The sequence below is a fragment of the Sphingobium fluminis genome (assembly GCF_037723805.1).
Classification (GTDB): Bacteria; Pseudomonadota; Alphaproteobacteria; order Sphingomonadales; family Sphingomonadaceae; genus Sphingobium.
The window spans coordinates 362,201-382,021 of sequence record NZ_JBBJUK010000001.1 but is presented as its reverse complement, the minus strand read 5'-3'; the positions used below and the strand labels follow the sequence as shown (position 1 = coordinate 382,021).

The window sequence follows — 19,821 nt, the reverse complement described above, 5'->3', positions numbered from 1 at the left end:
GCGGAGCCGAGAGCGTGGACGACAAGAAGAATATCATTCTGGCGGTGATCCTGACCGCCGCGATCCTGTTCGGCTGGCCCTATATCGCCAATCATTTCTTCCCCGCCGCCAATCCGCCTGCGACGAAGATCGAAGGCGGCAAAACGACGCCCGTCGCCAATTCCGCCGCCGACCCTGCGGCCGATTCTGCCGTCGCGATCCGCGACCGCGCCGTCGTGCTGAAGGAAAGCCCGCGCGTGCCGATCCGCACCCCGCGCCTGACCGGTTCGATCAGCCTCAAGGGCGCGCGCATCGACGATATCGTGCTGCCGACCTACCGCGAAACGCTCGCCAAGGATTCGCCGGCCATCCGCCTGTTCAGCCCGAGCGGCACGCAGGACGCCTATTTTGCCGGCTTCGGCTGGCAAGGCGAGGGCCTCAAGACCCCTGACAAGGATTCACTCTGGACGGCGCAGGGCAGCGCTTTGACGCCGACCAGCCCGGTGACGCTCAGCTGGAACAATGGCGCCGGCCAGACCTTCGAAATCCGCCTGACGGTGGACGAAAACTATATGATCACCGCCGCCCAGAAGGTGTCGAACAGCGGCGCGGGGGCGATCGCGGTTCGGAATTACAGCTATATCAACCGGGCGAACGCGTCGAAGGACCCCACCTCATGGACGATCCATGTGGGCCCCATGGGCGTGTTCAACGGCGCGGCCAATTATAGCGTCAATTATAAGGATCTGGACAAGGGGCCCTCGACTCAGAGTTTCCAGTCGACTGGCGGCTGGCTCGGCTTTACCGACAAATATTGGCTGTCGGCCCTCGTGCCTGACCAGAAGGCGCCATTTGCAGGGCAGATCCGCAAGGGCGCTGGCGGGCAATATCAGGCCGATTTCAGCCTCAATCCCGTGATGCTCGCACCCGGCAAGGCGGTTACCCAGACGACCCGCCTGTTCGTCGGCGCCAAGGAAGTGAAGACGCTTCAGGCCTATGAGCGCGCCGGGGTGCCCTTGTTCGACCGCGCGATCGACTGGGGCTGGTTCTACTGGTTCGAACAGCCGATCTTCGCGCTGCTGCACTGGCTGTTCGAAACGCTGGGCAATTTCGGCGTGGCGATCATCTGCCTGACCTTCGTCGTCCGGGCGATCATGTATCCGGTCGCCCAGCGCCAGTTCGCCAGCATGGCGGCGATGCGCGCGGTGCAGCCCAAGATGAAGGCGCTGCAGGAAAAGTACAAGGACGACAAGCCGCAGCTTCAGCAAAAGATGATGGAGCTGTACAAGCAGGAGAAGGTCAATCCGCTGGCCGGGTGCCTGCCGATCTTCCTTCAAATCCCGATCTTCTTCGCGCTCTACAAGGTGTTGCAGCTGACGATCGAAATGCGGCATCAGCCGTTCGTGCTGTGGATCAAGGATCTGTCCGCGCCCGATCCGCTGCACATCCTCAACCTGTTCGGCCTGCTGCCGTTCCAGCCGCCGGCCTTCCTCGCGATCGGCGTGCTCGCGCTCCTGCTCGGCATCAGCATGTATTTCCAGTTCAAGCTGAACCCGGCGCAGATGGACCCGATGCAACAGCAGGTGTTTTCGATCATGCCATGGATGATGATGTTCATCATGGCCCCGTTCGCGGCGGGCCTGCTGGTCTACTGGATCACCAACAACTGTCTGTCGATGGCGCAGCAATGGTGGTTGTACAAACGCCATCCCGTGCTGAGTACGGCGCTGGCCAAGTAGCACCGACTTAAAAACCCGTTCGGTTCGAGCTTGTCGAGAACGGTGTGCTGAGTTCTCGACAAGCTCGAACCGAACGGATGTTGTGTGGAAGAGAATGAAAAAGCCGCGCTGATCGAGGAGGCCCGGAAACTATTCTCCGGGCCGATCGCGTTCCTGAAATCCGCGCCGACGCTCGAATTTCTGCCGGACATGGCGGTGAACGAGGTCGCCTTCGCCGGCCGGTCGAACGTGGGAAAATCTTCGCTGCTCAATGCGCTGACCAACCGCAATGGCCTCGCCCGCACGTCGAACACGCCGGGACGCACGCAGGAGCTGAATTTCTTCGACGTAGGCGACCCGCTGCGGTTCCGCCTCGTCGATATGCCGGGCTACGGCTATGCCAAGGCGCCCAAGGACATCGTGCGCAAGTGGAAGTTCCTGGTGAACGACTATCTGCGCGGGCGGGCGGCGCTTAAACGGGCGCTCGTACTGATCGACAGCCGCCACGGCATCAAGGATGTCGATAACGACATGCTCGACATGCTCGACGGCGCGGCGGTCAGCTATCGGATCGTGCTGACCAAGGCTGACAAGATCAAGGCGGCCGAACTTGTCGCCGTGACGCAGGCGACGGCCGACGCGATCCGCAAGCGCCCCGCCGCCCATCCCGAAATCATCGCGACGTCCGCGGAAAAGGGCCTCGGCGTGCCCGAACTGCGCGCGGCCGTGCTCGAAAGCGTGATGCTGGGCTGAGCCTGCCCGTCATAGAAGCCTGTATTGCGCGCCGCCCCGCAGCGGCCAAGTGCCCAGCCTTTCGTGCCGGGTGTGGCCGACATGGCTGCACACGAGCATGAACCGGTCGGCACGCCAGCAAAAGCCTTCGATTGCGCGTTGATCGAGCGAACCCTTGCGATGGAAAAGCGTCTGGTGCGGACTGAATTTCCAGCCGGGACGCAGTGCGATGCCCCTCGCGCTCATCGCGGCGCCCATCTCTCGTTGCAACGCGTACAGCATCGGCTCGCGGCGTGATGGCCGCAACGCCACCGAACCGGCCCAGAATTGCAGATGATCCAGCATCAGATCGAAAGGCTCGGCCATGATGTTCGCGCCAATGCCGAGCATCGCTCCGATCAGCGCATCGGGATAGATTGCATGATCCTGCGTGATCGCTAGCGTCACATGCTGATGTTCGAGGCGAATGCGCGGCCGGGTGCCGGCCAGCCCTTCCGCAAAATGATCGATCCGCCGCGCCTCAACAGGATCGGGCTTGATCGCGAAGAAGAGCCGGTAACAGGGCGCGGGCTGGCGGCAGGTCAAGCTAATCGGTTCCATATGTTTATGGTATGTTCTTATGGCACGATCACCAAGGTCCCATCTTGGACCTGCCTGCCGATTCACGCGTTTGGACAGACCGGTGCGCGCCATTCTCCCGCACCTTGCGGAGATGAGAGCGCCTATGTCCACCCTCCCCGAAAGCAGGCCGCGCAAGGTTGCGCGCGGCCTGCTGGCCGCCGCCTTTGCCATCGCCGGCGTCGCCCACCTGACCCGGCCCGGCGGCTTCGTCGCGATCACGCCGCACTGGGTGCCCGCACCCGAAACGGTGGTCGCGCTGACCGGGGGAGCGGAACTGGCCGGTGCGGCAGGGCTGCTTATCCCGCGCTTGCGGACAGCTGCCGGCATCGGACTCGCCCTCTACGCACTGTGCGTCTGGCCGGCTAACATCAACCACGCCCTTGCCGACATCCCGCTGGGCGGAACGCATCTGAGCTGGTGGTATCATGGGCCACGCCTTGCGCTGCAACCCGTCATCATCTGGTGGGCGTTATGGGCAAGCGGTGCGACGAACTGGCCGATGACGCGCAAGCGCTAGGGCATTCTAAAGGCGCTGGAACAGCCGGCCCGCAACTTGCCTTTCTCGCCTCACCCCCTACTGTGCGCGACCTTCCATTGAGCGGAGCAAGAGAGCGCGATGGCCCGACATATCCCATGGATTCTGATCGCCATTCTCGGCGCAATCGCGCTGGCGGTAGTCGCGCTGTCGCGCGGTGAGTCCGTCAACGCGTTATGGATCGTGGTCGCCGCCGTTTCCACCTTCCTCGTCGCCTATCGCTATTACGCACTCTTCATCGCGCGCAAGGTCATGCAACTGGACCCCATGCGCCCCACCCCGGCGATCCGGCGCGCGGACGGCCTGGACTATGTCGCGACCGACCGCGCCGTCCTGTTCGGCCATCATTTCGCGGCGATCGCGGGGGCGGGGCCGCTGGTCGGCCCCGTTCTCGCCGCTCAGATGGGCTATCTGCCGGGCACCCTGTGGATCATTGTGGGCGTCGTGCTGGCAGGCGCGGTGCAGGATTTCATGATCCTGTTCATCTCCATGCGCCGCGACGGCAAGTCGCTGGGCGAACTCATCCGCATCGAAATGGGGCAGGTCGCCGGCACCATCGCCTTGTTCGGCGCCTTCATGATCATGGTCATCATCCTCGCCGTGCTGGCGCTGATCGTGGTCAAGGCGCTGGCCGAAAGCCCCTGGGGCATGTTCACCGTAGCGGCGACGGTGCCGCTCGCGCTGTTGATGGGCGTCTATACCCGCTGGATCAGGCCGGGACGGATCGGCGAAGTCTCGCTTCTGGGTCTTGTCGGGCTACTGGCGGCGATCGTCTATGGTCAGGCGATCGCCGCGTCGCCGGCATGGGGACCGGCCTTCACCTTCACGCCGGTGCAACTATGCTGGATACTGATCGGCTATGGTGCGGTCGCCTCGGTTCTGCCGGTATGGCTGCTGCTCGCGCCGCGGGACTATCTGTCGACCTTCCTTAAGATCGGCGCGATCGCGGCGCTGGCCATCGGCATCGTCATCATGGCTCCGCCACTACGGATGCATGCGGTCACCCAGTTCGCCGCCGGGGGTGGTCCGGCCTGGGCGGGCGGGCTTTTCCCGTTCCTGTTCATCACCATCGCCTGCGGAGCGGTCTCCGGATTCCATGCGCTCATTTCCAGTGGCACCACGCCCAAGCTGATCGCGAGCGAAGCCCATGCGCCGATGATCGGCTATGGCGCGATGCTGATGGAAGCGTTCGTCGCGATCATGGCGCTGGTGGGTGCGTCGATCCTCGATCCCGGCATTTATTTCACGATGAACAGCCCGGCCGCCATCATCGGCACCGACGCGGCCAGCGCATCGGCCGCCGTGACCGGAATGGGCTTCCCGATATCCGCCGACCTCATCACCCAGACCGCGAAGGATGTCGGCGAACACTCCATCATCAGCCGCGCGGGCGGCGCGCCCACGCTGGCGGTGGCCATGGCCGAAATCTTCAGCCACGTCTTCGGCGGGCCGGCGATGAAGGCCTTCTGGTATCATTTCGCGATCCTGTTCGAGGCGCTGTTCATCCTGACGGCGGTCGATGCCGGGACTCGCGCCGGGCGCTTCATGTTGCAGGATCTGATCGCGCTCGCCGTGCCATCTTTCAAGGACTCGAAAAGCCATGCGCCGGGCATCATCGCGACGGCGCTGACCGTCGCGGCCTGGGGCTTTTTCCTTTATCAGGGCGTGACCGACCCGTTGGGCGGCGTGAACACGCTGTGGCCCGTATTCGGCATCTCCAATCAGATGCTGGCGGCCATTGCCCTGATGCTCGCCACTGCCGTCCTGTTCCGCATGAAGCAGGATCGCTACGCATGGGTCACGGCACTCCCCACGGCGTGGCTTCTCATCTGCACCATATCCGCGAGCCTGCTGAAGCTCTTTTCTGACGACGTGAAGGTCGGCTTCCTGGCGCATGCCGCGAAATTCAGCGCGGCGGCCGGTGCCGGAACGGTGCTGGCGCCGGCCAAGTCGATGGATGAAATGCGGGCGATCATCTTCAACGACCGGATCGACGCGGGACTGTGCGCGATTTTCCTGAGCGTCGTGCTGGCGGTGCTGTTCTTCACCATTCGCACCTGTCTGGCGGCGCGCCGCGAAGCGAGGCCGACCGCGCATGAAATCCCGGCGCAGATGGTCCCGGCCGAATGAGCGGCCTCTTCGCCACATTACGACAGACAGCGCGGCTGATGGTCGGCCTGCCCGACTATGACGCCTATCTGCGCCACATGCGCGAGCATCATCCGGGACAGCCCGCGATGAACCGCACGCAATATTTCCGCGACCGGCAAGAAGCCCGTTATGGCGGCAAGAATGGCGGACGCTGCTGCTAGAGCGATGGACCCAGGCGACGCGCGTTGAAGCCCGCGATCATGCCGGCCGCAATCGACAGCGCGATTTCGGCCGCGCCGATCGCACCTATATCCAGCCCCGCCGGCCCGTCGATCCGGGCGAGATCATCCGGTCCCCACCCCAGCGCCGCCAGCCGCTGATGCCGCGCCGCATGACTTTTTCGCGACCCCAGCGCCGCGATATAGCCGGTGGACGCCCGCAAGGCGGCATCCAGCGCAGGATCGTCGATCTTGATGTCATGGCTGAGCGTCACCACCGCCGTCGATTCGCCCGGCCGCCGCGCAGCGACCGCTTCATCGGGCCAGCGGTCGTCCAGCTCGACGCCCGGAAAGCGTTCCGATGTCAGAAAACGCCCGCGCGGATCGATCACCACGGGTGTCACCCCGATCGCGCTCGCAAGGGGCGCCAGCGACTGGGCGATCTGGACCGCGCCGATGATGAGCAACCGGCGCGGCGGATCATATCGATTGTGGAACGCATCTGGTTGTAGGCCTTCGATGGTTCGGCCGGTATCCAGATAGGTCGACAGCGTCACCGCCCGCCCCGACGCGGTGGCGGTGGCGATCGAGTCGAACAATTCGCCGGCAAAGCCCATAGCGCTCACGGGCTGGATCAGAACGCTGATCTCGCCGCCGCAGGGCAGGCCGACCGCCCATGCATCGCCATCGGCCACGCCATAGCGTTCCAGATGCGCCGGCCGCCCAGCGATCACCTCCATGGCGCGTTGAAGCACGTCCGTTTCGACACAGCCGCCCGAAATGCTCCCTTCGAACCTGCCGTCCTCATGCACGATCATATGGCTGCCACGCGGCCGTGGGGCCGATCCCCAGGTCGAGATCACAGTCGCCAGCGCCAGCCGCGCACCGCGCCATTCCCGTCCCTTGGCGATTACCCCGTCATGATCGTTCACGCACCATATCTCCTGTCATCCGCCGGGATAGGAGGATGAACGCGCTCCACCAAGTCAGACGAGCCGTCGCCCCGTCCACACAACCCGACCGACGATCACGACAAAGGCCGGATCGATATCGGTCCAGTTCGGATAATGCGCATTATCGCTCAAAACGCTGAATCGATCCCGCCGGGGTCCCATCGCAACTCGCTTCACCATCAGCACACCGTCCAGCCGCAATACATAGACGCCATCGCGCAGCCGGTCGGCGTCATCTTCATGATCGACCATGATCTCGTCGCCGTCGCTCAGCGTAGGGGCCATCGATTCGCCGTCCACCCGGATGATCGACACTCGCTGTGGCTTGACGCCAAGACCGCGCAGCCAGTGCGCATCGAAAGCCATGACGCCAGCTGCCCGTTCGTCTTCGTCCAGCGACCCCGGACCGGCCGACGCCCCCAAGGCCAGACGGGGCACGGCAACGACCATGGGCGCTCCGCGTATCCGACGGGATGGGAGAGTGCCCACCGATGGCGCGCCCAGCACCGATTCCTCGACGCCGAAATAGCGAGCGAGAATGCGCCGGTCGGCTTCATCGAGCTTTCGGGGCGTACCGCGTTTGATGAATTGCTGGATATAGGCCGGATTGCGACCGAGCAGACGCGACAAATCCGCATAATTCTCGCCCCGCTCGGCAATCAGCCGTTCCAGCGCGACTCGCGTGTCCAGAACCTCTTCAACCATAAAGCATCCATAATGATAGGAATTTTCCTAGACAAGTAGGAAATAGGGTTAGAGATAGGAATATACCTATCGAATCGCACCGGGCGAATCGAGCAGCCTGGGGAGATGAATGCGAATGCTGTTGCGAACGATCGAAAAATTTCTGCGCGAGACCGGACTTGCAGCCACGCGGTTCGGCCACGAATGCGTGCGCGATCCGCGTTTGGTGTTCGACCTGCGCCGGGGCCGCGAGCCGGGGGACCGCATGAAGAGACGTATAGAACATTTCATGAACACATATCGCAGGAGCGTCGGCCAATGACAAGTATGCGTCACCCCCGAACCGCCACCATATCGGTCGAAAATGCGGAAAATGCCATACGAACGCCCGACCCGCTTCCCCGCCTGCTGACGCAGTTGATCGCCCGCGTCGGCGATCCCAGCCTGATCGTCCGGGCGACGAGCCGCGCCTGGGCCAGTGCCCTGTTTCAAGGCCGCCGCCATGTCATACTGATCCAGATCGGCGGCAGCGATGCGCTGGCCCGGCAAGCCCGGTTTGCCGACGGGCTGGCGGAGGTCGACTGGTCGTTGCCGCGTCATTTCGTCGCCGACATCGTGATCGACGATGTGAGCCGCACGCCGGACGGTGCGCTATGGATGGAATTGTCCGCTCTCACCATCGAGGACTGGTGAAAACGGGCTAGTCACTTGGCCTTTCGACGCTCAGCGCCCCCGTGCGGTCATCGTGCGAAGCGTACCCAGCGCGGTGCGCAGGGCTTCGTCGATATCGTCCGCGACGGCCTCGCGGACGGGCACCGGCGGCGCAACCGGCATGTCGGCGATGACGCAGCCGGCTGGCGCGGGCGAAACCACGTGCCGGCGCGCAACCAGCCCCCGTTCCAGCCGCTCGATCAGTTCGGCCACGGACAGCTCCGACACCCGCGACGGGGGCGCAATTTCAGGTGCCGGGGCGATGGCTTCCGGCGCTACGGACTGGACGATGGGTTCCGGTGTGGGAGAAACCGCAACGGCCGAATCCTCCTTATCGCACTGCGCCGGCTCCGGCATGCCGAAACCGATCGACGGGCGAATGGCCGCCTCCGCTGGTTCCGCCGAAAATAGCGTGGATACCGGCTGCGTGAATATGTCGTCGGGCAGCGGTGGCGGCGCGCTGGGCATGTCGAGGCCCATGGCGGGCACGATCGGGTCCTTTTTGGGTTCGGCCTTCACGACCAGCGCCCGATGGCCCGGCTCCGTGCGCGCGAAGATATCGAGGCCGACGAAATCGCGGCTGGCGAAGATCGGCGGCCGCGACGGCGCATCGGGATGGGCGTCGGCGCGGCGAAGGACGGGCACGTCCCGATGGACTGGCGACCCGATTCGCGCCCGCGCCAGGGCGGTCAGCTTTGACAGTGCGAAACCCATTTTTCTTGCTCCCTGAACGCCTTTTTTGCGCCCTGTTCCATTATATACGGTCCGTGCCCCCGACGGGTCGCGGCGAAGCGCCGCCGTGGCCGCCACCGCCATCAACGCGGCGAAGAGCGCGACCAGCAGCCGGGCCTTCAGCCCCAGCGGCGGTGCCGCGCTCGGCAGGATTTCGCTCATCCCGCTCGACGCGGCCAGCATTTCGACCAGCCCGACCGGCGTGGACAGGACGGCAAGCGCCGCGCCGACGCCAAAAAGCGCCGCCATCGTCCACTGCCTGCCTTTTCGTCCCGATCTGGCCACTATCGTTAAACACTCTTGTCAGGCCGCTGCCCGCGCCGCCTGGGGGCGGTCGAGCAACCGTTGGTAAACAGGTTCGTAACGCAAAATGTTTGACGACCAGTTACGCTCCTTCTCGACGAACCGGCGCGCCACCTCGCGGCGCGCATCCCATCCGCTGCGGTCGGAAAGCAGGGTGGCCAGTGCCGCCGCGATGGCAGCCGGATCGTCGGGCGTAAACAGCGTGCCGGTGACGCCGTCCTCGATCAGTTCGCGATGGCCCCCCACGCTCGACGCCGCGACCAGCCGGCCCTGCGCCATCGCCTCCAGCGGCTTGAGCGGTGTCACCAGATCGGTCAGGCGCATCGCCTTGCGCGGATAGGCGAGGATATCGACCTGCGCATAATAATGTTCGACCTGATCATGCGGCACCCGGCCGACGAAGACGATATGATCGGCAAAGGGCGAGGCGGTGGCCTGCGCCCGCAGCGCCGCCTCCATGGGCCCACCGCCTACCAGCAGCAGTTTCGCGCTGGGCCGAGCACGCACGAGTCGCGGCATGGCGGCGATCAGGTCGTCCAGCCCCTCATAATCGTAGAAGCTGCCGATGAAGCCGACGATGTCGCCCCCTTCAAGGCCCAGCTTCGCGGCGAGCGCGGGATCGCGCGGCACCGGCGCGCCGAACTGATCGAGATCGACGCCGTTGGGCGATACGATGATCTTGCGGGCATCGACGCCGCGTGCGACCAGGTCGCCGCGCAACCCTTCACAGATGACCGCGACCGCATCGGCGGCGCGCACGGCATGGGTTTCGAGCTGCCGGGTCAGCCAGTAACGCGGGCTGCCTTCCGTCCCCGTGCCATTGCCGACCGCCGCATCTTCCCAGAAAGCGCGGATTTCGTAGATCAGCGGAATGCCATGCCGCCGCGCGACTCGCTGCGCGGCGATAGCGTTGAGTACCGGGGAATGGGCATGGATGACGTCCGGCCGCCAGTCCCGCACCAGCGAATCGATCGCCTCGGCATGGGCGGCGATGTCGCGCCATTCGCGCAGCAGGGGGGTGCCGGTGGCCGGCGCGCCGGGCGTGCGATGGAAATGAAGCCCGTCGACGACCTCCTCCATTCCGCCCGAAAGCGTATGCCGATGGCCAGTCAGCCCGCGAACGTCCCAGCCCCTCGCCATCTGCGCCCGCAATAGCGCGCGGGTGCGGAAGGTATAGCCGCTGTGCATCGGCAGGCTGTGGTCCAGCACGTGGAGAATCCGTGTCATAGCCATCCCTGTCTGCCGGAAAAGGTTTAACGGCCCGTCAACTCTGAATGGATAGAAGGACTTATGGGCGCGCCGCCCAGACGCCAAGCCAGACGGACGATGATCGACACCTTCACCCTGCTCCTTAGTCATGGCGTCATCCTGCTCGCGGCATGGCGGCTGATGCCCCGCGCCGATCTCGACCGCGACCCCGAACCCGATCGAACCGGGGAAAGGGCCGGCGACGATGCGTGACCTGTTCTTCATCGCCTTTCTGGGCATCTTCTTCCTGATGGGGTTCCGGCGGCCGTTCCTGCTGATCGCCGTCTATGCCTATATCGACATCGTCTCGCCCCAGCGCCTGTCCTATTTCCTGCTCAACAGCATTCCTATTTCGCTCATCGCCTTCGTTCTCGCAGTGGGTGCGTGGATCGCGGTGGACGACAAGAAGGATTGCCGATTCTCCGTTCGGCAGGTGCTGCTGCTGCTGCTGCTCGCCTGGTGCGGTTATACGACCGCGACCGCAGACTTCCCCGTCAACGCGCTCACCAAATGGGGCTGGGTGTGGAAAGCGATCATCTTCGCGGTATTCCTGCCGATCACGCTACGCACGCGCCTGCGAATCGAGGCGCTCACCCTGTTCATGGTGCTGTGCGCCAGCACGATCATCATCAATGGCGGCATGAAGACCGCGCTGTCGGGCGGCGGCTATGGCGTGCTGAACCTGATGGTCGAAAATAACAGCGGGCTGTATGAAGGCAGCATCATTTCCTGCGTCGCGATCTCGCTGATCCCGCTCATCCTTTGGCTCGCCAAATATGGCACGATCTTTCCGCCGGACTGGAAAGTGCGCGGTTTCGCCTATGCGCTCTGCCTCGCCTGCCTGCTGATGCCGATCGGCACCGAAGCGCGCACCGGCCTCATCTGCATCGTCATATTGGCCGGGCTGATGCTGATGCGATCCAAACGACGCTTCGTTTACGGTCCGCTGATGGCGCTTGCCGCGCTCGCCTCCATCCCCTTCCTGCCGGCCAGCTTCACCCAGCGCATGTCGACCATCGAAAATCATCAGGGCGACGAAAGCGCATCGACTCGCGTCGCGGTGTGGATGTGGACGCTCGACTATGTGAAGAAGCACCCGGCAGGCGGCGGCTTCGACAATTATCTCCAGAACAGCTTCACCTATTTCGCGCAGAGCGAAGTCACCGACGGCGGCGGCAAGCGCATCGAGCGGCGGCTCGTGACCGATCATGGCCGCGCCTATCACAGCGCCTATTTCGAAATGCTGGGCGAACAGGGCTATATCGGTTTCTTCATCTGGGTGCTGATCCACGGCATCTGCTTCATCCGCACCGAAGCGGTGCGCCGCGCCTATCGCAAGCGCGACGGGCCGGGCGAGGCCTGGGTCGCGCCGTTCGCGCTGGCGCTGCAACAGGGGCATATCGTCTATATGATAGGCTCATTGTTCGTGGGGATCGCCTATCAGCCGTTCATCTTCATGATGCTTTCGCTCCAGATCGGACTCGATACCTATATCAGCCGCCGCGCGAAGCAGGCGGCGCGGCAGCCCATGATCGCGGCGCAGGCCAACGCGACCGGCCTTCCCGCATGAACGCCCGGTTGCGCGCGGTGGACTGGGCGCAGGGATTGCTGCTGGCGCTGCTGCTTGCGGCCCCGTGGATCGGCGGCGCCTGGCTGCCGCGCGGGGTTGAAGCGCTGTTCGTCGTTTCGGCCTTTCAGTTGCGCCTGATGGACCGGCGCCGGGACATGCGGCCGGGGCCGAGCAACTGGATCAGCCATATCCGCATCATGCCGGTTCGCCTCCTACCCTATGCCGCGATGGCGCTGGTCGCCTTCATGGTGGGCGACCGCGGCACCGCCGGCGCCGCGATCGCTGCGGCAATTCTCGGCGAATTGCTTGTCTATCCCCTCGTCGCCCTCTTGCTGGGCAAACTGCCCCGCTATGGCGCGCTCGCCGCCCTGATACTGTCGCTCGCCGGCAGCAGTACGGCAAGCGATGAGACCGGTCGGCTGCTGCTGGCCTTTGCCGTCGGAGTGACCGGCTGCACGGCGTGGCTGCGCGGCCCCGATGGCGGGATTCGATCGATGGCGCTGGCCATGCTCGGCGCCGTCATCGCCGGCATGGCTATGATCGTCCACCCGCCAAGCGTTCCGGGCGCGTGGCCCGCCCTGCTGATCTGTTTGATATGGGCGCTTGCGCATGTGTCGATCCGGCGGCGGCGGCCACTGCCGTGGCGGCCCTGGGGCAGCGGCGCGCGATTTACGCCGCGACGGGCCGGGCTTCCGTCACCGCCTTCCTGAATGCCGCGACGAAGGCGGGAATGTCGGCCGGTTTCCGGCTGGTGATGAGGTTGCCGTCGATCGCCACTTCCTGATCGACGACGGTCGCGCCGGCATTGGCAAGGTCGGTGCGCACCGATGGCCAGGATGTCATGGTCCGGCCCGCCACGACACCGGCCTCGACCAGCAACCAGGGGGCGTGACAAATGGCGGCGACGGGCTTTCCCGAACCCACGAAGTCGCGGACGAGAGCCACCGCCGTCTCGTTGGTGCGCAGCGAATCGGGGTTTGCGACCCCGCCGGGCAGGATCAGGCCGTCATAATCGTCGATGCGGACGTCATCCAGCAGGATGTCGGGCGTGATGGTCGCGCCCTTTTCATCATGCCGCATCCCCTGAATGGGTTTTCTGCCCGGCGCGGCGAGCGTGACCGTGGCGCGCGCGCCGATCAGTTCGGCGCGTGGGTCCAGCAGCTCCGATTCCTCGAAGCCATCGGTTGCGATGATGAGGATGCGCGACTTGTCGATAGGGGTCATGGCCGATCTCCTTGCGGTAATGCGATGTCGCTTCAACGGTCCGGTCGCCTGCAAGTTTCGGAACGAAGCGACGGACGGCGGGTTCAGGGGGACGAGAGAAAGCGCGCGGCTCCATGACCCTATCGACCCTGTTCCATTGCGACGACGGCAGCCCCGGCATCAGGCGCAAGGCGCTGAAACGGGGCTGGGCCTATTATGATTGCGACGGCGCGCGGATCACCGACCGCGACGAGATCGACCGGCTGAACGCCATCGGCATGCCGCCTGCCTATGGCGATTGCTGGTTCTGCCCCTCCCCCCACGGTCATATCCAGGCGACCGGCTATGACGCGCGCGGGCGCAAGCAATATCGCTATCATCTGGATTTCCGTGCCGCCCGCGACGACGAAAAATATGCAAGCTGCGCCGCGTTCGGGCGCGCCTTGCCAAAGCTGCGCGCGCGGATCGAAGCCGATCTTTCGAGCCGTGGCCTGCGCAAGGCGCGCACGATCGCCGCCGTGGTCCGCCTGCTCGACCTCGCGAAGGTCCGCGTCGGCAATGAATATTATGCGGCCACCAACAAGAGTTTCGGGGCGACCACGCTGCGCCCCCGCCATGTCGACCTGAAAGGGCAAAAGCTGCGGCTGCGTTACCGGGCGAAATCCGGCAAACAGCATGACCTGACCTTGACCGACAAAAGACTGCTGAAGTTCGTCCGCGCGGTGCAGGACCTGCCGGGGCAGCATCTGTTCCAATATCTCGACGAAGACGGCCAAGCGCGTCCGATCTCCTCCGGCGATGTGAACGCCTATATTGCGGACGCCATGGGTGGCCCCTTCACCGCCAAGCATTTCCGCACCTGGGGTGCATCCACCATCGCGTTTGCGACGCTGGCATCGGACAAGGTGTCGCTCAAGGACATGGTCGCTCCGGTCGCCGAGGCGCTGGGCAATACCCCCGCGATCAGCCGTAAAAGCTATATCCACCCCGCCCTCATCGACCTGTGCCAGCAAGGTCAGGACACATGGCGGGCAGGGCTTCGCTTGCCGCGCCAGACGCGCTATCTGTCGCGCGCCGAACGCGGCCTGATCGCGTTCCTCGACGAGCAGACGGCGCTGCCGCTGGCCGCCTGACAATGTTTGAAGGACCTAAATGGCTACGAAAGACGCGCTGGACCCGCACCAGATCTGGCAGATGACCCTGAACTGGCTGTCGCTCCACTGGCTCCAGATCGTCATCGCACTGGGCGCGGGCATCCTCATCTACATCGCGCTCGCCGCCTTACGCCAGTTCGGCAAAAGGTTGCGCGGCAAACCCGGCGACTCGCTTGGCCTGGCCGTGGTGGCAGGGCGCACCTTTGCGCGGACGACCCATTTCTTCATGGTGATGGTCGCGGCGCGGCTGGTTGCCGGCTATGCCCATCCACCGGCGGCGCTGCTCAAGACGATCATATTCCTCTTCACGATCGCGGCCGTTTTCCAGGTGGCGATCTGGTTGAGGGAGATCATTCTGGGCCTCATCGAACGGCGCACGGTCGAGGACGGGCATGGCGAGACGCTGGCGAACGCCATGTCGTTGATTCGCGTGCTGGTGACGGTCGCGCTCTTCGCGATCGCCATCGTCGTCCTGCTCGACAATCTGGGCGTCAACGTCACAGGCCTCGTCGCGGGGCTCGGCATCGGCGGCATCGCCATCGGCCTCGCCGCGCAGGGCATTTTCTCCGATCTGTTCGCGGCGCTTTCGATCATCTTCGACAAGCCGTTCCGTCGCGGCGAGATGATCACCTATGACCAGACGACCGCTCGGGTCGAGCGGATCGGCCTCAAAAGCACCAGACTGCGCGCCGCCAGCGGGGAAAAGAAGGTCATTTCCAACGCGCAACTGTTGCAAAAGGAAATCACCAGCCTCCAGACCCTGACCCAGCGGCGGGTGACCTATGCGATCGGCATCATCTATCAGACGCCCGAGGACAAGGCGGACGCCATCCCCGACATGCTCAAGCAGATTGTCGAGGCCGAGGGGCTGATCTTCGTCAATGCGGGCATCGTCCAGTTCGGCGCGAGTTCGCTCGACTATCAGCTCAATTTCGACGTGCCCGATCCCGACCATCATGACTATTTCATCATGCGCCATCGTATCGGCATCGCCATCTGGAAACGGTTCAATGCCGAAGGCATCGAATTCGCCTATCCGACCCAGACCAGCTTCACCGCCGCGCCGGACGGCAAAACCATCATGCCCTATCCAGAGCACCCTGTCGCCGAGCACGGCTGAAGCCCGACGACTAAAGGGCGTCGCTTGGAGCAGGCGTGCCCATCCCCCAAAGCGTCCCCGGCTGGAGCAGCCCGTCGCGCAGCGCCAGCCCCCCCGGCCGGTCGCGCGCCAGCAGCAGCGCGCCGTCGAGGTCGATCCAGTCGGCGCCCTGAGCCACCAGCGCGGCCGGCGCGATGCTCAGCGACGTGCCCAGCATGCAGCCCACCATGACGCGAAAGCCCCGCTCCCGCGCCGCACGGGCGAGCGCCAGCGCTTCCGTCAGCCCCCCCGCCTTGTCGAGCTTGATATTGACCGCGTCGAAATCCCCCAGCCGGTCGAGGTCGGCGCGCGTGTGGCAGCTTTCGTCGGCGCAGAGCGGAAGCGGCGATCGGATGCCCGACAGCCGTTCCTCGCGACCGTGGACGATGGGCTGTTCGACCATCTCGACGCCCAGATCGGCCAGCGCCTGGGCCTCGGCGACGATATCCCGGTCATGCCAGCTTTCATTGGCGTCGACGATCAGGCGGGCGTCAGGCGCGCCGGCGCGCACGGCGGCGACCCGCCCGGCGTCGCCCTCTCCGGTCAGCTTGCATTTGAGCAGGCCGAATCCCCGCGCGATGGCGGCGCGGGCATCCGCCTCCATCCGTGCCGGTTCGCCCAGGCTGATGGTGAACGCCGTGGCGAGCGGCCGGGGTTCGTCAAGGCCGGCCAGTTGCCATACCGGTATGCCCGCCTGCCGCGCCTCCAGATCCCACAGCGCGCAGTCGAGCGCGTTACGCGCCGCGCCGCGCGGCATGTGTTTCAACAACGTGTCACGCTCCAGCGGACCGTCATAATCCCGTATCGCCGCCGCGCAGCCCTCCGCCGTCTCTCCCTCATAATAGATGGCCGTGCCCTCGCCCCGGCCGATATGGACGCCATCCCCGACCGTGCAGACGACGACATCGACAAGGGTTTTCGCGCCCCGGCTGATCACGAATGCCCCCGCGACAGGCCAGCGTTCGACGGTAGCGGACAGGATGCGGATCATCGGTCTTCCGAAGGATAAGGGTATGGCGAGCCTAGGCGGAAACCCCCCGTCGCGCATAGCCCCTCATTCCGATTGAGGCTTGGCCGGCCGCCTGCTAAGCGCGCGGCCATGGCCAGAGCGGAACACTCTTCCAAAGCCGAAACGGCGCGCGCGCCGATCGGCAGCCTTTCGATGCTTTGGCATTTCGCGCGCCGTTATCCGGGACGAATCGCGGGCGCGCTGCTCGCGCTGACCATTTCATCGGCGGCGACGCTCGCCATCCCGAGCGGGTTCAAGCTGGTCATCGACCGCGGCTTTACGGGCGGGGGCAATATCGATCGGTGGTTTCAATATCTGTTCCTGATCGTGCTGGTGCTGGCGATCGCCACCGCATTCCGCTTCTACTTCGTGTCCTGGCTCGGCGAGCGGGTCGTCGCCGATATCCGCTCGGCGACGCAGGCCAATCTGCTGCGGCAGGCGCCGGCCTTTTTCGAGGAAAATCGCCCCTCCGAAATCGCGTCGCGCATGACATCCGATACCGCGATCATCGACCAGGTCGTGGGATCGACGGTTTCGGTCGCGCTGCGCAATCTGGTTACCGGGATCGGCGGCCTCATCTATCTGTTCGCGCTCGCGCCGAAGCTGGCCGGACTTCTGATGCTCGGCATCCCTGTGATCGTGCTCGCAATGGTCGCGCTCGGGCGGCGGGTGCGGTCCTTGTCGCGCGCCAGTCAGGACAGGCTGGCGGACGTCGGCAGCATCACCGCCGAAGTGCTGGGCGCGATGAAGATCGTTCAGGCTTTCGGTCAGGAGGCGCGGGAAGCCGCGCGTTTCGACGCCACCGTCGACCGGGGTTTCATGACCGCACGCCGGCGCATCCTGCTGCGATCGGTCATGACGGCGGTCGTGATCGCACTGGTGTTCGGATCGATCACGGCGGTGATGTGGCAGGGCGCGGTCGACGTCGCGGCGGGGCGCTTGTCGGGCGGCAGCATCGCCGCCTTCGTGCTGACCGGCGGCCTTGTCGCGGGCGCTTTCGGTTCACTGTCCGAAACATGGGGCGACCTGTTGCGCGGTGCCGGCGCGGCCAGCCGCCTCTATGAATTGATGACGAGCGCGCCGCAGATCAGCCCGCCCACAGACCCCGTTCGCATTCCGGGCGAGGGGCGCGCGGCCCGGCTGTGCTTTGACGATGTCGTCTTCCATTATCCCACGCGGCCGGACCAGGCCGCGTTGCGCGGCATCACGCTCGATGTGATGCCGGGTGAAACCGTCGCCGTCGTGGGGCCATCGGGCGCGGGGAAATCGACGCTGATCCAGCTTGCCCAACGCTTCTACGATCCGCAGGCGGGCGTCGTCAGCCTCAATGGCGTGCCGCTCACCCATGCCGATCCCGCTGAGGTGCGGAGCCTGATGGCGATGGTGCCGCAGGACAGCGTGATCTTCGCCGCCTCCGCGCGGGACAATCTGCGCTACGGCAAATGGGATGCGAGCGACGACCAGATCTGGGCGGCGGCGCGCGCAGCCAATGCCGAGGCATTCCTGCGCGCCCTGCCGGACGGGCTCGACAGCCAGTTGGGCGAGGGCGGCGCGCGCCTTTCGGGCGGCCAGCGTCAGCGCGTGTCGATCGCGCGGGCCGTGCTGCGCGATGCGCCGATCCTGCTGCTCGACGAAGCGACATCGGCGCTGGACGCCGAATCGGAGCGGCTGGTCAAGGATGCGCTCGACCAGCTGATGAAGGGGCGCACGACGATCGTCATCGCGCACCGCCTGGCCACGGTGCGGGCGGCGGACAGGATCATCGTTCTGGACGAAGGGCGGATCGTGGAACAGGGCAATCATGCCACTCTGGTCGCCGAACAGGGCCTCTATTCCCGGCTCGCGGCGCTACAGTTTCAGGACGCCCCGATAAGCTGAACAAGCAGCGCATCCTTCCGGCTCGCCACCCGTCTGCGCTGCCGGGCACGGATCGTCGCCACCGGCATGGGGCCGCGACGAACAGAAGGGCCAGCAGGCTCCATGACCAGAATCTGAGGTTCGCTTCATTGATTCATAGGGCTCAGGACCTTCAAATCCATCAGGATCATAGGCGAAGATCGGATTCCGGAGCCTGCTGCCTTTAATGGAACCGTTGCTCCCGCATACCATTGCGCTTGTCGAAAATGGTTGCCCGGAACCTGCCCCCCGCAAAGGCGGGGGACGAGCGGCTCAACCCGATCTCATCGGACTCTAATATGTTTATGGGCCGGCCATATGCATGGGCCTTGGCTGCAATATGCAGCATATTTCGGCTCCGCCACATCAGAACGGATTGCGATCCTATTATCGGATCAACGCTCGAGAGAATCGCGCCTCAAATCGGGATCGTCTCTCATCCGTTCGGGCTAAGCCCTTCGAAGGCCTGCTTGCAACAGGCGCTCGGGACAAACTTCACTGAACGGGACGGCGAAGCCTTCCACTGACCCCGGACTTGATCCGGGGTAAATGCGCTTCGCCTCCGCTCAATGCGAGCGGCTCCATGTTGCGCAAAATGCGCTAAATTACTGTTTTTAAGCGATTTAATGGCGATGGCCTGCGGCTCCGGGTCATCCGATGATCCCATCTGACTGGAAATCGCTCCAGATTGCGACGATCTCAGGTCGATCGTCTTTGCTCCCCGGCGCAGGCCGGGGTCCAGGGTTACGAGGCGCCGTTCTCGGACCCCTGAACCCCGCCTCGCCGGCGAACCCCAGGCGGATCGACCTTCAACGCGTCCGTTAGGGGAGCCATTGGGACCAAGCCTGTGAAGTGGGCGGTTGCGCGGTCATGACGGGTCCCCAGGCGACGGGCCTGTTGGGCCGGTTTCGATACGGTCGCGCTGTTTATAGAGGATGGCGTCGTGGGGTAAGATAAGTTGCGGGAGCGGTTCGACGGCATCACGACTGCAGCCTTCATCTCGGGATGAGCGTGCATAAGGCGTTGCTGTCACAGGCTTTATCGGCGAACACGGCCATCGTCGGCCTGGCCTTCGGGCAGGGCTCGTGCCTAGGTGACGTCGCTCGTCCGTCCGACCTGATCAGGAAGCGGAGCGGCCGACCGCGCATTACGGCGAGGATGGGATTTTGGCGGTCAATCCGCTTGGGGAACGCCCCATCGTCTCATCACACGCCCCTTGTCCCATCGCCGCCCGCTGGTGCGCGCGAACGATGCTGCTGGCGATCATCAGATACGCCTTCCCGATCGGCGGCGAGCGCCGCAAACACCCGTTCCCCCATCCCGGCA

At 64.7% G+C, this 19,821-nt stretch carries 20 protein-coding genes; 13 read left to right on the top strand and 7 right to left on the bottom strand.

Annotation, left to right across the window (positions count from 1 at the left end; genetic code table 11):
* The first annotated feature begins 14 nt into the window (after positions 1-14).
* Positions 15-1,718, top strand: coding sequence for a membrane protein insertase YidC (gene yidC / locus WG907_RS01905; protein WP_340230880.1), 1,704 nt, complete (start codon positions 15-17; stop codon positions 1,716-1,718).
* A gap of 84 nt (positions 1,719-1,802) precedes the next feature.
* Positions 1,803-2,450 (top strand): ribosome biogenesis GTP-binding protein YihA/YsxC, encoded by a 648-nt coding sequence (yihA, locus tag WG907_RS01900; protein ID WP_340230879.1) that lies wholly within the window; start codon positions 1,803-1,805, stop codon positions 2,448-2,450.
* Positions 2,451-2,459: 9 nt separating this feature from the next.
* On the opposite strand, the gene WG907_RS01895 is transcribed toward yihA, so the two are convergent.
* Positions 2,460-3,014 (bottom strand): 2'-5' RNA ligase family protein, encoded by a 555-nt coding sequence (locus WG907_RS01895; RefSeq protein WP_340230878.1) that lies wholly within the window; start codon positions 3,012-3,014, stop codon positions 2,460-2,462.
* A 139-nt stretch (positions 3,015-3,153) separates the two neighbouring features.
* Between WG907_RS01895 and WG907_RS01890 the strand changes: the two genes are divergently transcribed.
* From WG907_RS01890 to WG907_RS01880, 3 genes are all read left to right on the top strand, one after another.
* Positions 3,154-3,567, top strand: coding sequence for a DoxX family protein (locus tag WG907_RS01890; RefSeq protein WP_340230877.1), 414 nt, complete (start codon positions 3,154-3,156; stop codon positions 3,565-3,567).
* 99 nt (positions 3,568-3,666) lie between these two features.
* A complete protein-coding gene (locus tag WG907_RS01885) occupies positions 3,667-5,715 on the top strand; it encodes a carbon starvation CstA family protein (protein WP_340230876.1) in 2,049 nt (682 codons plus the stop codon).
* Positions 5,712-5,897 carry a YbdD/YjiX family protein gene (locus WG907_RS01880; RefSeq protein ID WP_340230875.1) on the top strand — a complete coding sequence of 62 codons (186 nt, stop codon included), beginning with the start codon at positions 5,712-5,714 and terminating at the stop codon, positions 5,895-5,897. Before WG907_RS01885 ends, WG907_RS01880 begins: the two co-directional genes overlap by 4 nt.
* Here the strand turns inward: WG907_RS01880 and WG907_RS01875 are convergent.
* On the bottom strand, positions 5,894-6,826 hold the full coding sequence (locus WG907_RS01875; protein ID WP_340230874.1) for an XdhC family protein: 933 nt from the start codon (positions 6,824-6,826) through the stop codon (positions 5,894-5,896). The two genes, WG907_RS01880 and WG907_RS01875, sit on opposite strands and share 4 nt — an antisense overlap.
* Before the next feature lie 54 nt (positions 6,827-6,880).
* Positions 6,881-7,552, bottom strand: coding sequence for a S24 family peptidase (locus WG907_RS01870; RefSeq protein WP_340230873.1), 672 nt, complete (start codon positions 7,550-7,552; stop codon positions 6,881-6,883).
* A 115-nt stretch (positions 7,553-7,667) separates the two neighbouring features.
* Between WG907_RS01870 and WG907_RS01865 the strand changes: the two genes are divergently transcribed.
* Positions 7,668-7,853: a hypothetical protein gene (locus WG907_RS01865; RefSeq protein ID WP_340231793.1), complete on the top strand. Its 186-nt coding sequence runs from the start codon at positions 7,668-7,670 to the stop codon at positions 7,851-7,853.
* Positions 7,850-8,224 (top strand): hypothetical protein, encoded by a 375-nt coding sequence (locus WG907_RS01860; RefSeq protein ID WP_340230872.1) that lies wholly within the window; start codon positions 7,850-7,852, stop codon positions 8,222-8,224. The genes WG907_RS01865 and WG907_RS01860 overlap by 4 nt, the downstream gene beginning before the upstream one ends.
* A 30-nt stretch (positions 8,225-8,254) precedes the next feature.
* Here the strand turns inward: WG907_RS01860 and WG907_RS01855 are convergent, their stop codons facing one another.
* Positions 8,255-9,223, bottom strand: a complete 969-nt coding sequence (locus WG907_RS01855; protein WP_340230871.1) for a hypothetical protein — start codon at positions 9,221-9,223, stop codon at positions 8,255-8,257.
* Between the two features lie 54 nt (positions 9,224-9,277).
* A complete protein-coding gene (locus WG907_RS01850; RefSeq protein WP_340230870.1) occupies positions 9,278-10,504 on the bottom strand; it encodes a TIGR04063 family PEP-CTERM/XrtA system glycosyltransferase in 1,227 nt (408 codons plus the stop codon).
* A 99-nt stretch (positions 10,505-10,603) separates the two neighbouring features.
* On the opposite strand from WG907_RS01850, the gene WG907_RS01845 reads away from it, so the two are divergent.
* Genes WG907_RS01845 through WG907_RS01835 form a run of 3 tightly spaced genes read left to right on the top strand, consistent with a single transcriptional unit; the run spans position 10,604 to position 12,805 of the window.
* Positions 10,604-10,738, top strand: a complete 135-nt coding sequence (locus WG907_RS01845; protein ID WP_340230868.1) for a hypothetical protein — start codon at positions 10,604-10,606, stop codon at positions 10,736-10,738.
* Entirely contained in the window at positions 10,731-12,095 is a 1,365-nt protein-coding gene (locus WG907_RS01840) for a putative O-glycosylation ligase, exosortase A system-associated (RefSeq protein ID WP_340230867.1), read from the top strand. Before WG907_RS01845 ends, WG907_RS01840 begins: the two co-directional genes overlap by 8 nt.
* Entirely contained in the window at positions 12,092-12,805 is a 714-nt protein-coding gene (locus WG907_RS01835) for a hypothetical protein (RefSeq protein WP_340230866.1), read from the top strand. Before WG907_RS01840 ends, WG907_RS01835 begins: the two co-directional genes overlap by 4 nt.
* Here WG907_RS01835 and WG907_RS01830 read toward each other — a convergent pair.
* Positions 12,765-13,319: a type 1 glutamine amidotransferase domain-containing protein gene (locus WG907_RS01830; RefSeq protein WP_340230865.1), complete on the bottom strand. Its 555-nt coding sequence runs from the start codon at positions 13,317-13,319 to the stop codon at positions 12,765-12,767. The genes WG907_RS01835 and WG907_RS01830 overlap by 41 nt on opposite strands.
* 113 nt (positions 13,320-13,432) lie before the next feature.
* Between WG907_RS01830 and WG907_RS01825 the strand changes: the two genes are divergently transcribed.
* Complete coding sequence (locus tag WG907_RS01825; RefSeq protein WP_340230863.1) at positions 13,433-14,431, top strand: DNA topoisomerase IB; 999 nt, start codon at positions 13,433-13,435, stop codon at positions 14,429-14,431.
* 19 nt (positions 14,432-14,450) lie between these two features.
* A complete protein-coding gene (locus tag WG907_RS01820; protein ID WP_340230862.1) occupies positions 14,451-15,572 on the top strand; it encodes a mechanosensitive ion channel family protein in 1,122 nt (373 codons plus the stop codon).
* Between the two features lie 10 nt (positions 15,573-15,582).
* Here the strand turns inward: WG907_RS01820 and dgcA are convergent, their stop codons facing one another.
* Positions 15,583-16,581, bottom strand: a complete 999-nt coding sequence (dgcA, locus tag WG907_RS01815) for an N-acetyl-D-Glu racemase DgcA (protein ID WP_340230860.1) — start codon at positions 16,579-16,581, stop codon at positions 15,583-15,585.
* Positions 16,582-16,689: 108 nt separating this feature from the next.
* Here dgcA and WG907_RS01810 point away from each other — a divergent pair, with 108 nt between their 5' ends.
* Positions 16,690-18,477 (top strand): ABC transporter transmembrane domain-containing protein, encoded by a 1,788-nt coding sequence (locus WG907_RS01810; RefSeq protein ID WP_340230859.1) that lies wholly within the window; start codon positions 16,690-16,692, stop codon positions 18,475-18,477.
* Positions 18,478-19,821: the final 1,344 nt, after the last annotated feature.